The following is a 12,667-nucleotide window of genomic DNA, read 5'->3' as shown; positions in this document are numbered from 1 at the left end:
CCGCGCGCTCTGGCCAATCGCCGCGCACGGCGTTACCTCTTGGCCGACATCTGGAAGGAGAGCCTGAATGACCACGCCCGCCACGCCCCTCGCGCCCGTTCGCTTCACCGATCTCGATCTCGACGCCATCGCCGGGGCCAAGGGGCGCGTCGCCGTGTTCGTGACCCCCGACGGCAAGCTCGACAAGCCCGCGCGCCGCGTCAACCGCCTGACCAAGGGCGCGCTCGCCCGCATGGTCGAGGAGGGGGCGCTCAAGGACATGAAGGAAGGCGAGGTCAAGACGCTTGCCTGGCCCGGCGGGCTCGAGGCCAAGGCGCTGGACGTGGTCTGTCTCGAACGCAATGCCGACGCGCTCACCGCGCGCAAGGCCGGCGTCGCACTGGGCAAGCTCAAGGAACGCGATCCGGTGCTCGTGCTCGCCTCGCAGCTGCGCCGCCCGGCCGACCTGGCACAGGGCATCGTGCTGCGCGCCTACGAGTTCGAGGCGCGCAAGAGCAAGCCCAAGACCGATGAACCGGGCGAGGTGACGGTCGCCGTGTCCGATCCCGACGCCACGCGCGAGACAGCCGCGCCGCTTCTGGCCGTGGCCGAGGGCGTGTTCATGACCCGCGACCTCGTGAGCGAGCCCGCCAATCACCTCACCACCACCGAGTTCGCCCGCCGTATCAAGGAGATGGAAAGCCTCGGCCTCAAGGTGAAGATACTCGAGGAGGCCGAGATGGAAAAGCTCGGCATGGGCTGCCTTCTGTCGGTGGGGCAGGGGTCGGCCAGCCCGTCGAAGATCGCCGTGATGGAGTGGATGGGCGGCACCGAGGGCGATGCGCCGCTTGCTCTCGTCGGCAAGGGGGTCGTCTTCGACACCGGCGGGATCAGCCTGAAACCGGCCTCGGGGATGGAGGACATGACGATGGACATGGGGGGCGCAGGCGTCGTCGCGGGCACCATGCGCGCGCTCGCCAAGCGCAAGGCGAAGGCCAACGTCGTGGGCCTCGTGGGCCTCGTCGAGAACATGCCGTCGGGCACCGCCACGCGCCCCGGCGACGTGGTGACCTCGATGAAGGGCGACACCGTCGAAGTGATCAACACCGACGCCGAGGGCCGGCTCGTCCTCGCCGACGTGATGTGGTATGCGCAGGAGACCTACAAGCCTTCGGGCATGATCGACCTCGCCACGCTCACCGGCGCGATCATCATCGGGCTCGGCCACGAGAAGGCAGGCGTCTTCTCGAACGACGATCCGCTTTGCAACAAGTTCCTGCGCGCCGCCGAGGCCGAGGGCGAAGGCGCGTGGCGGATGCCCATGGGCGAAGCCTATGACGAGATGCTCAAGAGCGAGATCGCCGACATGAAGAACGTGGGCGGCCGGCCGGCGGGCTCGATCACCGCGGCGCAGTTCCTCCAGCGTTTCGTCAAGGAAGGATGCCCCTGGATCCATCTCGACATCGCGGGTGTGGCGTCGGTCAAGTCCGACCCGCCGCACGGCCCCAAGGGCGCCTCGGGATGGGGCGTGATGGCGCTCAACCGGCTCGTCGCCGACCAGTTCGAGGGCGATTGACGCCGATGGGCGCCGCCTATTTCTACCATCTGACGCGCCGCCCGCTCGAGGCGACGCTGCCCATGCTGCTCGAGAAGGCCCTGGGCGCGGGCTGGCGTGTCGCGGTGCGCGGGGTCGCGCCCGACCGGATGGCGGCCCTCGACGAGGCGCTCTGGCGCGGGCCCGATGACGCGTTTCTTCCCCACGGTCTCGCAGGGGGCGACCATGACGCGGATCAGCCCGTGCTGCTCACCACCGCCGAGGAGATGCCGAACGGCGCGCGCTGCCTCATGACGATCGACGGCGCGCCCGTCTCCCCCGAAGAGGTGCAGACGCTCGAACGGGTATGCGTGGTCTTCGATGGCAACGACGAGGCGGCGCTCGAGACCGCGCGCGCGCAATGGAAGGCGCTCACTTCCGCGGGTTGCGCGGCGCAATACTGGTCCGAGGAAAGCGGCCGCTGGGAGAAGAAAGCCGAGAAGTAGCGCGTGCCACCCTGCGTTCAGCGTGTCAGGATGAGCCGCCCGTCGCCGATCTCGATGCTCCCGAACCGTTCGAGATAGGACATGCCGAGGAGCGACGTATCAAGCTCCCCGCCATTCACCACCGCGCGCACGTCGCGCTCCTCGATCCCGCCGGCGTCGAGGCTGTCGATCCGGACCGGTGCGGTGCGGATGCTGCCATTCGCGGTCACCGCGCGGCCATGAAAGCTGAGCGTATCGGGGTCGAAGCCGGCCTTCTCGGCATCCTTCCGGCTCAGAACCACGTCCGACGCGCCGGTATCCACGACGAAGCGGATGGGCGCGCCGTTCACCTCGGCGGTGAGGTAGTAATGCCCGTCATTCCCGCGCGGCAGTTCGATCCGGCCCGCATCGGCACTCACGCTCTGGCGCGGCAGCACCGTGTCGCGCACGTGGTCCCACATGCCCACGCCGGCGATGACCCCGAGAAAGATCAGCCCCCAGAGCAGCGCCTGCTGCGTGACCTTGCCAAGCGACTGGCGGTTCGCCGCCACGAACCACACCACCACCGCGCTTCCCAGCACGATGAGATAGACAAGGTTCGCGGTGTCGAAATCCTGCATGGAAGGTTCCTTTCGGCTACACGCCCAAGATAGGCATCGGGCAGTCCTGCGAAAAGATCACCCGGCGAAGCCGAAGCTCTTCAACCCGTCCAGCACGAACTGCACGGAGAGCGCGGCCAGCAGCATCCCCAGGAGCCGCGTCAGGACGATGACACCCGTGCGGCCCAGCAGCCGGTCGATGAACCCCGCCGCCAGCAGGCAGATGTAGTTGAGTGCGAGCACGCCGAACATCACCCCCAGCACGGCGGCGAACCCGCCCCAGCCCGGTGCCTGCCCGGTCAGGAGGATCACCGTGGCGATGGTGCCCGGCCCGGCGATGAGCGGGATGGCCAGCGGAAAGACCGACGGGTCGTCGTGATCGTCCTCCTCGGCCTGGTGCTCGCGCCGCTTGGTGCGCCGCTCGAAGAGCATGTCGAGCGCGATGAGGAAAAGCATGATGCCGCCCGCGATACGGAAGGCGGGCATGCTGATCCCGATGAACTCCAGAAGCTGCTCGCCGAACCCCGCGAAGGCGACGAGGACACCCGCCGCGACCACGCAGGCCCTGAGCGCGATCACCCGCCGCCGATGCGGATCCATCCCCTGCGTGAGCGCCGCGAATAGCGGGGCAAGGCCCGGCGGGTCCATCACCACGAAGAAGGTGAAGAAGGCGGTGATGAGGAAAGCGCTGTCCATGGGGCAGGGGCCTAAGCCGCCCTTGCGCGGTAATCAAGCCCCTTGCACTCGGCATGGCGCGGCGTCACCCCCGCATCCGCGTGCCCTCGGCGTCAAAGAGCGGCTCCGTGACAAGGCGCGCGGGCCGCATCTCGCCCAGGATCTCGATCTCGGCCTTCCGGCCGGCTTCGGCCATCCCGGCCGGGACAAGGGCCAGCGCGACCGACTTGCCCGCATGGTGCGAATACCCGCCCGAGGTGACGAAACCCTGCACGTCGCCCTCGATCCAGACAGGCTCGTATCCATGCGCGTCCGCGTCCGCCGCCTCGACCTCGAAGGCCACGAGCCGGCGCGCGGCGCCGCTCTGCCGCTCCGCCTCGGCGGCGGCCCGGCCGATGAAATCGGCGTCCTTCGCCCAGTGGATGAACCTGTCCATGCCCGTCTCGCCCGGCGTGTAATCGGGCGAGAACTCGCTCAGCCACGAGCCGAAGAACCTGTCGAGCCTGAGCGACATCATCGCGCGCATCCCGAAGGGGCGCATCCCGAAATCCTGCCCCGCGGCCCAGAGGGTCGCCCAGAGCGCGCGTTGCGCCATCGGATCGCAGTAGATCTCGAAGCCCAGGTCGCCCGTATAGCTCACCCGCTGCACGAGGCAGTCGACCATCCCGATGGTCACGTGCCGCAGGTCCATGAAACGCATGTCGCCCACCTTGTCGCGCGTGACCGAGACCAGCACGTCGCGCGCCCGCGGTCCCGCGATCTGGAAGCCGTTCAGCCGGTCCGAGATGTTCTCGACCTTCACGCCCTCGGCCTCGTTGCGCTCGAACCAGCGCATGTGCACCGCCTGTGCGCCGTAGGACGCCGTCAGTTGAAATGCCTCCTCCGAAAGGCACGACACGGTGAAATCCCCGATGAGCCGGCCCTTGGGCGAGAGCATCGGCGTGAGTGCCAGCCGCCCGGGCCTCGGGATCCGCCCCGCCATGATCCTGTCGAGCCAGGCGCGTGCGCCCGTGCCCGTGACGAGATACTTGCCGAAATTGTGGATCTCGTTGATGCCCACCCGCTCGCGCACCGCCGCGACCTCCCGCGCCGTCGCCTCGAACGCGTTCGAGCGGCGGAACGAGGGCGTCTCGTATCGCGGCTCGTCTCCTTCGGCGAAGTAGTTCACCACCTCCAGCCCGAATTGCTGACCCCAGACCGCGCCCATGCGGTCGAAGATGTCATACATCGGCGTCTGCCGGAACGGGCGCGCGGCCGGCAGTTCCTCGTTGGGGTAGGCGACGCTGAAACGTGTCTGGTAATTCTCGACGACCTTGGGCCGCGTGTAGCCCGGCGTGATCCAGTCGCCGAAGCGCGCCACGTCCATCGCCGTCACGTCGCGCTCGCACTCGCCCTCGGTCATCCACTGTGCCAGCATCAGCCCCACGCCGCCGCCCTGGCTGAACCCGGCCATGACGCCGCAGGCCGACCAGTAGTTGCGCAGTCCCGGCACCGGCCCCACCAGCGGGTTGCCATCCGGGGCGAAGGTGAAGGGTCCGTGAATGACCGACTTGACACCCGCACGTTCCAGCACCGGGAAGCGGCGATAGGCAAAGGCGATGCTGTCCTCGATCTTGTCGAGATCGTCGGGCAGAAGCTCGTGACCGAAATCCCAGGGGGTGCCGTCCACCGCCCAGGGTTTGCAGGGTTGCTCATAGAACCCGATGCAAAGACCGCGGCCCTCCTGCCGCAGATAGCTCTCGCCGGCCGGATCCATGACATGCGGGTGCTCGCTGTCGCGATCGTATATCTCGGGGATGGCGTCGGTGACGATATACTGGTGCTCCATCGGGTGCAGCGGCAGGTAGACACCCGCCATCGCCCCCACCTCCCGCGCCCATAACCCGCCCGCATTGACCACGTGCTCGGCATGCACCGTTCCCTTGTCGGTCACGACGTCCCACGTGCCGTCCGCGCGCTGGCTGGTCTCGCGCACCATGCAATGCGTCTCGATCGTGGCCCCGCCCATCCGTGCGGCCTTCGCATAGGCGTGGGTGGTGCCCGAGGGATCCAGATGCCCGTCCAGCGGATCGTAGAGCGCGCCGATGATGCCCTCGGTGTTGGTGATCGGCGCGATCTCGCGGATCTCGTCAGGCGTCACGATATGCGTATCGAGCCCCATGTAACGGTGCTTGGCCCGCTCCGCGAGCAACATGTCGAAGCGGTCGCGATCGTCGGCGAGCGTCACGCCGCCCACGTGGTGCAGGCCGCAGGACATGCCCGTCAGCTCTTCCAGTTCCTTGTAGAGCCGGATCGTGTAGCCCTGGAGCGCCGCCATGTTCGTGTCGCCGTTCAGCGTGTGGAACCCGCCCGCCGCATGCCACGTGCTGCCGCTCGTCAGGTCCGAGCGCTCGATCAGCATCACGTCCGACCAGCCGAGTTTCGTCAGGTGATACAGCACCGAACACCCGACGACTCCGCCGCCGATCACCGCCACGCGGGTTGTGGTCTGCATTCTCTTTCTCCTTGCGCCATCCCGCCCAGCATGGCGCGCCCGCGCACCTCTTCACGTGCGTTTGCGACAGATCGTGTCGGGAAACCGCTACGGCCTTGCCACGCCCCGGGACAATGCCGCGCGTTTTTCATTGACAACTGGTGCTGTCATTGGTTCATGTTTGGATTGGAAATAGGGGGATTTGATGAGCCAAAACTAAACCAGTGGCGGTTTTGCGCAGCCGGGACGGACCACCGAGCCTCCCGGTTGTCCCGGGGCGACGCGCCCCGTCGCAAACCGGCAATCCCCCGAGCCGAAACCGCGCAGGATGCGCCCGGACGAACCAACAGGGAAGACCCATGAAAACCCACGCAAAGGCAGTCGTGATCGGGGGCGGTGTCATCGGCTGCTCGATTCTCTACCACCTGACCAAACTGGGCTGGAGCGATGTCGTGCTGCTCGAGCGCGACGAGCTTACATCCGGGTCGACCTGGCACGCGGCGGCCAACATCCACGGTCTGCATGACAGCGCCAATATCAGCCGCCTGCAACACTACACGATGACGCTCTACAACGAGCTTGAGGCCGAGACCGGCCAGAGCTGCGGCGTGTTCCAGCCCGGCTCGCTCTACCTCGCCCAGACCGAGGCGCGCGAGCACCAGCTCAAGCTCCAGGCCGCGAAGGCCAAGCTCTACGGCATGAACTTCTCCGAGATTGACCGCGACCGCGCCGAGGAACTGCATCCGCTGGTCAATTTCGACGGCATCCGCTGCATCATGTGGGAACCCGATGGCGGCAACGTGGACCCGTCGGGCGTGACCAACGCCTACGCGGTCGGCGCCCGCCAGCGGGGCGCGGAAATCCACCGCTTCACCCCCGTCACCGGCACCGAACAGCAGAAGGACGGCACCTGGATCGTGCGCACGCCCAAGGGTGACATCCACACCGAATGGGTCGTCAACGCCGCCGGCCTCTGGGGCCGCGAGGTGGCGAAAATGGCGGGGATCGAAGTGCCGCTCCAGCCGACCGAGCACCAGTATTTCGTGACCGAAACCATCGCCGAGATCGACGGCATGGACCGCCGCCTGCCGTCGGTGGCCGACCGCGATGGCGAGTATTACCTCCGCCAGGAAGGCAAGGGTCTTCTGATCGGCGCCTACGAGCGCGACATGCGGTTCTGGGCCGAGGACGGCACGCCGCTCGACTTCGCCCATGATCTCTTCCCCGACGATCTCGAGCGGATCATGGAGAACGTGATGCGCGCGATGGACCGCGTGCCGGTCGCCGCCGAAGCGGGCGTCAAGCGCGTGATCAACGGCCCGATGATCTGGTCGCCCGATTCGAACGTGATCCTCGGGCCGGTGCCGGAACTCAGGAACTACTTCATGTGCGGCGGTATCATTCCGGGGTTCTCGCAATCGGCGGGCATGGGCCTCATGTGCGCGCAATGGATGATCGAGGGCGAGATGAAATACGACATGTTCGCATGGGACATCGCGCGTTTCGGTCTCTGGGCCAACGACCGCGACTTCATCAAGGCCAAGGTCGAGGACGTGTATTCCCACCGCTTCGCCATCCATTACCCGAACGAAGAACGCGCGGCTGGCCGGCCGCTGCGCACCCGTCCCGTCTACGGGATGCAAAAGGACATGGGCGCGGTCTTCGGCCTCAACTACGGGTGGGAACATCCCCAGTGGTTCGCCGACGAGAAGGGCGCGAAGGACACCAACGGTTTCACCCGCCAGAACTGGTGGGAGCCGGTGGGCGAGGAGTGCCGGATGCTGCGCGACCGCGCGGGCATCATCGACATCTCGAACTTCGCCAAGTACCGCGTGAAGGGCGAGGGCGCGGCCGACTGGCTCAACTCGGTCTTCGCCAACAACATGCCGAAATCCGTGGGCCGCTCCTGTCTCACGCCGCTCATCTCGGTGCGCGGCGGCATCGCGGGTGACGCGACCGTGACGCGCGTGGCCGAGGATGAATTCTGGGTCGTCTCCTCGGGCATGGCCGAGCGGTATCACAAGCGCTTCTTCGACATGGTGCCGCTGCCCGAAGGCACAACCTTCGAATCGATGACCGAAGCCATGTGCGGCTTCAACGTCGCGGGCCCGAAATCGCGCGAGCTTCTGCAGCGCCTCACCAATGAAAGCCTCGCCACCGAGGACTTCCCCTTCATGCGCTCGAAGATGATCGACATCGCGGGTGTCCGCTGCCTGGCCCTCCGGGTCAGCTTCACCGGCGATCTGGGATGGGAGCTCCATTGCCGGACCGAGGATCAGAAAAAGCTCTACGAGGCCCTGCTCGAGGCCGGCAAGGAGTTCGACGCGGGTCCCGTCGGCGCGCGCGCGCTCATGTCGATGCGGGTCGAGAAGGGCTACGGCTCGTGGAGCCGCGAATACAGCCCCGAGTATTTCCCGCACGAGGTGGGGCTCGACATGCTGTGCAAGATGGACAAGGAATTCCTTCACAAGGCGGAGGCCCAGAAGGTTGTGTCCGAGCCCAAGCGCGAGGAGCTGGTCCTGCTGCACGTGGACGAGGAGGACACCAGCGCCTCGAACGCGGACGCCACGGGGGGCGAGCCCATCTTCCGCGACGGCCAGGGCATCGGGCGCGTCACCTCGGGCACCTACGGCTACACGGTCGGGATGAGCCTCGCGCTAGGGTACATCAAGGCCGGCGCCGCCGCTCCCGGCGACGCGCTCGAGGTCATGATCCTGGGCCGTCCGCACAAGGCCACGATCCTCGCGGATCCGCCCTTCGACCCCAAGGGCGAACGCCTCCGCGCCTGACAGGACAGGGGGGGCACGGGTCGCCCCCTTTATTCGAGCTTGCGGATCTTCAGCCGCGTGATCCGGTTGTCGGTCCGCTCGATCACCTCGAAGCGGAAGCCGTGGAAGATGAACACCTGGCTTTCCTTCGGGATCATCTGTGCCTCGTGAATGACGAGGCCCGCCACCGTGTTCGCCTCGTCATCCGGCAGCGACCAGTCCGTCGCACGGTTGAGGTCGCGGATCGTCATCGCCCCGTCCACCACCACGTTGTTGTCCTCGGCGCGGCGGATCATTCCTTCCTCGTCGCTGTCGAACTCGTCGGTGATCTCGCCCACGATCTCCTCGAGGATGTCCTCGAGCGTGATGAGTCCCTGCAAGGTGCCGTATTCATCGACGACAAGCGCGAAATGGCTGCGCATCCGCAGGAATTGCCGCATCTGGTCGTCGAGCGTCGTGGTCTCGGGCACGAAATAGGGCTTCTTGGCGACCTTGAGGATATCGAACCCGTCCAGCGCGCTGCCCATCTCGTCGCCCGCCTGCACCAGCTTGTACATCGCGCGCAGCAGGTCCTTGGCGTGCACCACGCCCACGATGTTGTCGGGCTCGTCGCGAAAGACCGGCAGGCGCGTGTGGCTCGACTTGAGGCATTGCTCGAGGATCGCCTGCGCGCCGTCCGCGGCGTTGATCATCTCGATCTGGCTGCGGTGGAGCATGATCTCCTCGACCGCGCGGTCGCCAAGGTCGAGCGCGCCCAGGATACGGTCGCGGTCCTCCTTCTCCACCACGCCCTCGGACTGCCCGAGATAGAGCGCGCCCGCGATCTCCTCGCGCACGGCGAGGATGTGGCTGTCGGGATCGGTCTGCACCCCGAAAAGCCGCAGGACCCCGCGCACGAAGAACCGCACCGCGCTCACCACCGGCGCGAAGATGCGGATGACGATCGTGATCGCCGGCGCCGCGCGCGACGCGGCCGCCTCGGCATTGGTGATGGCATAGGTCTTGGGCAGCACCTCGGCGAAGACCAGCACCAGCAGCGTCATCACCAGCGTCGCCAGGGCCACGCCGGATTCGCCGAAGAGCCGGGTGAACAGCGCCGTGGCAAGCGAGGCCGCGAGGATGTTCACGAGGTTGTTGCCCAGGAGCACCGAGCCGATCAGCCGCTCGTTGTCCTCGGTGATCGACAGCGCGCGCTCGGCCCCGCCATCGCCCCGTTCGGCCCGCGCCTTCAGCTTGCCGCGCGACGCGGCGGTAAGCGCGGTCTCGCTCCCCGAGAAGAAGCCCGAGAGGACGAGAAGGGCGAGGATCGCCCCCGTGGTGATCCAGAAGGCGGAATCGAACGATAGGCTTGCGGCGTCCATGTGCGAGGAATTCCCTTGTTTGCGAGGGTTATGGGGTGCCGGGCGCGCGCGATCAAGGGGGCGGGGCGCCGCAACCCCGCTCGGAAGCCTCGCGCCGGGCTAAGCGTCCGCCTCGCGCTCGCCGCTTCCCGCGTTTCGCTGGTCCGTCTCGCCCGCAAGGGGATGATGGGTGAGCACCAGCGTCCGAAGCCGCTCCTCGAGCACGTGGGTATAGATTTCCGTCGTCGCCACGTCCGCATGGCCCAGCAATGCCTGGATCGCCACCAGATCGGCCCCGTTCGCCAAAAGATGCGTGGCGAAGGCATGGCGCAGCGTATGCGGCGTGACTGCTGCCACGGGAACGCCGGCAGCGACGGCCAGTTCCTTGATCAACATGTAGAACCGATGACGGGTCAGGTGCCCCGCCTTCCCGCGCGACGGAAAGAGGTGGGGCGAGGGCGGATGCCCTTTCGACCGCGCCTTGTCCTCGGCCCGGTCGCGTTCCGCGAGCCATTCGGCAAGGGCGGTCCGCGCCGGCGGCGAAAGCGGCACAAGCCGCTCCTTCCCGCCCTTGCCGCGAATCATCAGCATGCGCGGATCGCCCCGCGCCGCGGCGACGGGAAGCCCCACCAGCTCGCTCACGCGCATCCCCGTGGCATAGAGAAGCTCCATGAGGCAGGTGTTGCGCAACCGCTCTCCCGCGCCGCGCCCATGGGTCCGCGCCGCCGCCAGGAGCGCCTCGACCTGGCCCTCGCTCAACGTCTTCGGCAGCGACTTGGCGCGGCCGGGCCCCTTGATCCGTTGCGCCGGATTGTCGGGGCGCAGCCGGTCGTCGAAGGCAAAGCGGTAAAGCTGCTTGATCGCCGACAGACGCCGCGCCCGCGTGGCCTGGGCCAACCCCTGCGCATCGCAATGAACCAGGTAGCCCTCGATCGCGCGCTGGTCGGCTTCAGCGATGGAATGCCCATTCCTTTCGAGCCATTGTTCGAAATCCTTCAGGTCACGCGCATAGGCTAGAAGCGTGTTGTGCGCAGCCCCGGTCTCGGCGGCCTGGGCATCGAGGAAAAGCGCGATCCAGGGATGCGCGCTCATTCCCGCGCTCCGAGGATCAGCAGTTCCAGCGCCGCACGGCGCGCGGTATCCTCGAGCCCCACGGCCCGCAACGTCGTCAACGCATCCGCGATCTCGTCGTAATCCTCCGGGCCGGCGCGGTCGAGCAGCGTGGCGGCGCTGAGGATCGCCTCGCCCAGCTTCCCGTCGCGCAGCGCCGTGTCGTGACGCGGCGCCGGCCGCGACGGGCGGGTGAAGGCACCCGCGATGTGACGGGCAAGCGGTGAGGGCGCCGCATCAGGGTCCGGGCGGCCCCGCGCGATCGAGGCCAGGAACTGCGCATCCGCATCCTCCGGCGCATCCTCGGCCGCGCGTTCATAATTGTCCGACAGCAGCCTGATGCGCCAGGCCAGCGTCCGTGCGTGATCGGGCAGGTCAAGCGCCGCCAGTCGTTCGTCGTAAAGACGCGCGAACGCGACCTCCAGGTCGATCCGCCGCATATGCGTCCAGGCCCGCGGCAGGGTTTGTGCAACGGCGGTCGCGTCTTCGTCCTCCACCGCGCGGTCGAGCGCCTGTATCGCCGCCACCCGGTCCCAGATCCCGCCCGAGGCCGCGGGGTCGCGGTCGGTATAGAGCCCGAGAAGTCGGTTCTCGGACAGCGCACCGGTGCGCACCAGGCGCTCCGCGGCCTCGATCTCGGCCTTCCAGCCCGACGTGTTGCGCAGATCGGCATTCGCGAAGGCCCGCGGCAGGTTGCGCGTGGGCAGGGGCGTTCCCGCGGCCTCGTAAAGCTGGAAGATGAGCGGCGAGGGCTCCGACGGCGGGGCAAGTGTCACGGCGTCGTGGATAAGCTCGGGATCGAGGAACTGCGCCAGGAGCAGGTCTTCGGTCTTGTCGAGCATCCCGATCGCATGGGCGCCGTCATAGAGAAGCGCGGCCGTCTGCCAGTCGCCCGCGCGCGCGTGACAATAGATGCGCGCGGCAAAATCCATGAGCAATTCCGGGTTCTTGGAAAGCGTTCTGCATGCGGCTTCCTCGTTCCCGGTCAGCAGCGAGAGGTCAAGCCACCGACCGAAAAGTTCCGGCGTCTCCGGTCCGGCCCGCTCGAGAAGCGCGTAGGCCGGCTCGATGGCCCCGAAGCGGATGAGCGCGTCGATCCGCGTGCGCAGGAACGAGCCGTCATCGCCCGCCGGCGGCTCCGCCTCGGCCAGAAGCAGCGTGTAATAGAGCGCCTGCACCGCCGGAAGCGGTTCCGCCGTCGCCCGTTCCCACAATGCTTCGAGCTTCGCTTCCTGGCTGGCGGTCCAGAGCGTCGGCGGCAGGCCCGTGACGTCACCGGCCAGAAGGCCCACCGCGTCGCGCCGCACATCGTCGAGCGCCATGACCGTGATCTCGGGCACCGTCACGCCTTCGGCCACCGGCGCCTCGGCGTCGGGCGCGACACGGGGCGGGGCGACGGGCACACGCGCCGCCTCGTCGAGCCACCCGATCGCCGAAAGCGGCTCCTGCGCCGCCGCCGGCAAGGCAAGGATCAGCGCGACGAGAAAGGGGTTAGCCGCCTTCAAGTATGATTTCCTGACGAATCTCTTCGCGGGGCGGTGTGAAGTCCGCCCCGAAGAACGGACCCAGATACGCATAGGCGACAAGCGCGACGAACGCCAAAATGATGAGGTAAATCAGCCATTTGATCAATCGTCCCAATGTGTGCCTGCCCAGTTTGCCCGTGATTTTGAGCACTTTATATATGGCCTTTCTAGCAAGATC

General features: G+C 67.2%; 10 protein-coding genes. 3 read left to right on the top strand and 7 right to left on the bottom strand.

The window, feature by feature from the left end:
• The first annotated feature begins 67 nt into the window (after positions 1-67).
• Both K1T73_RS10865 and K1T73_RS10860 read left to right on the top strand, forming a co-directional pair.
• Positions 68-1,555: a leucyl aminopeptidase gene (locus tag K1T73_RS10865; protein WP_220600725.1), complete on the top strand. Its 1,488-nt coding sequence runs from the start codon at positions 68-70 to the stop codon at positions 1,553-1,555.
• A gap of 5 nt (positions 1,556-1,560) precedes the next feature.
• A complete protein-coding gene (locus tag K1T73_RS10860; protein WP_220600724.1) occupies positions 1,561-2,019 on the top strand; it encodes a DNA polymerase III subunit chi in 459 nt (152 codons plus the stop codon).
• Between the two features lie 17 nt (positions 2,020-2,036).
• On the opposite strand, the gene K1T73_RS10855 is transcribed toward K1T73_RS10860, so the two are convergent.
• The 3 genes from K1T73_RS10855 to K1T73_RS10845 form a co-directional block, all read right to left on the bottom strand.
• Positions 2,037-2,618: a TIGR02281 family clan AA aspartic protease gene (locus K1T73_RS10855; protein WP_220600723.1), complete on the bottom strand. Its 582-nt coding sequence runs from the start codon at positions 2,616-2,618 to the stop codon at positions 2,037-2,039.
• Positions 2,619-2,675: 57 nt separating this feature from the next.
• Positions 2,676-3,293, bottom strand: coding sequence for a MarC family protein (locus K1T73_RS10850; RefSeq protein WP_220600722.1), 618 nt, complete (start codon positions 3,291-3,293; stop codon positions 2,676-2,678).
• A gap of 64 nt (positions 3,294-3,357) precedes the next feature.
• Complete coding sequence (locus K1T73_RS10845) at positions 3,358-5,766, bottom strand: FAD-dependent oxidoreductase (protein ID WP_220600721.1); 2,409 nt, start codon at positions 5,764-5,766, stop codon at positions 3,358-3,360.
• A gap of 338 nt (positions 5,767-6,104) precedes the next feature.
• On the opposite strand from K1T73_RS10845, the gene K1T73_RS10840 reads away from it, so the two are divergent.
• Positions 6,105-8,534, top strand: a complete 2,430-nt coding sequence (locus K1T73_RS10840) for an FAD-dependent oxidoreductase (RefSeq protein ID WP_220600720.1) — start codon at positions 6,105-6,107, stop codon at positions 8,532-8,534.
• 29 nt (positions 8,535-8,563) lie between these two features.
• On the opposite strand, the gene K1T73_RS10835 is transcribed toward K1T73_RS10840, so the two are convergent.
• The 4 genes from K1T73_RS10835 to K1T73_RS10820 all read right to left on the bottom strand — a co-directional run bounded on the left by K1T73_RS10835 (position 8,564) and on the right by K1T73_RS10820 (position 12,640).
• Entirely contained in the window at positions 8,564-9,874 is a 1,311-nt protein-coding gene (locus K1T73_RS10835) for an HlyC/CorC family transporter (RefSeq protein ID WP_220600719.1), read from the bottom strand.
• A gap of 99 nt (positions 9,875-9,973) precedes the next feature.
• The gene (locus K1T73_RS10830; protein ID WP_220600718.1) at positions 9,974-10,945 is read right to left on the bottom strand and encodes a tyrosine recombinase; all 972 of its coding nucleotides are present in this window, start codon (positions 10,943-10,945) and stop codon (positions 9,974-9,976) included.
• Complete coding sequence (locus K1T73_RS10825) at positions 10,942-12,468, bottom strand: hypothetical protein (protein ID WP_259400219.1); 1,527 nt, start codon at positions 12,466-12,468, stop codon at positions 10,942-10,944. Before K1T73_RS10825 ends, K1T73_RS10830 begins: the two co-directional genes overlap by 4 nt.
• A complete protein-coding gene (locus K1T73_RS10820; protein WP_220603810.1) occupies positions 12,455-12,640 on the bottom strand; it encodes a hypothetical protein in 186 nt (61 codons plus the stop codon). The genes K1T73_RS10825 and K1T73_RS10820 overlap by 14 nt, the downstream gene beginning before the upstream one ends.
• Positions 12,641-12,667 lie beyond the last annotated feature (27 nt).

The sequence above is a fragment of the Roseovarius sp. SCSIO 43702 genome (assembly GCF_019599045.1).
Taxonomy (GTDB): Bacteria; Pseudomonadota; Alphaproteobacteria; order Rhodobacterales; family Rhodobacteraceae; genus Roseovarius.
Note: the sequence above shows the minus strand (reverse complement) of the source record. Positions and strands in the feature narration are given on the sequence as shown.

Excerpts from the sequence above, each read along its gene's own strand:
- K1T73_RS10845 (WP_220600721.1), bottom strand. The coding sequence starts at position 5,766 with ATGCAGACCACAACCCGCGTGGCGGTGATCGGCGGCGGAGTCGTCGGG.
- K1T73_RS10840 (WP_220600720.1), top strand. The coding sequence starts at position 6,105 with ATGAAAACCCACGCAAAGGCAGTCGTGATCGGGGGCGGTGTCATCGGC.
- K1T73_RS10850 (WP_220600722.1), bottom strand. The coding sequence starts at position 3,293 with ATGGACAGCGCTTTCCTCATCACCGCCTTCTTCACCTTCTTCGTGGTG.
- K1T73_RS10865 (WP_220600725.1), top strand. The coding sequence starts at position 68 with ATGACCACGCCCGCCACGCCCCTCGCGCCCGTTCGCTTCACCGATCTC.
- K1T73_RS10835 (WP_220600719.1), bottom strand. The coding sequence starts at position 9,874 with ATGGACGCCGCAAGCCTATCGTTCGATTCCGCCTTCTGGATCACCACG.
- K1T73_RS10860 (WP_220600724.1), top strand. The coding sequence starts at position 1,561 with ATGGGCGCCGCCTATTTCTACCATCTGACGCGCCGCCCGCTCGAGGCG.
- K1T73_RS10830 (WP_220600718.1), bottom strand. The coding sequence starts at position 10,945 with ATGAGCGCGCATCCCTGGATCGCGCTTTTCCTCGATGCCCAGGCCGCC.
- K1T73_RS10855 (WP_220600723.1), bottom strand. The coding sequence starts at position 2,618 with ATGCAGGATTTCGACACCGCGAACCTTGTCTATCTCATCGTGCTGGGA.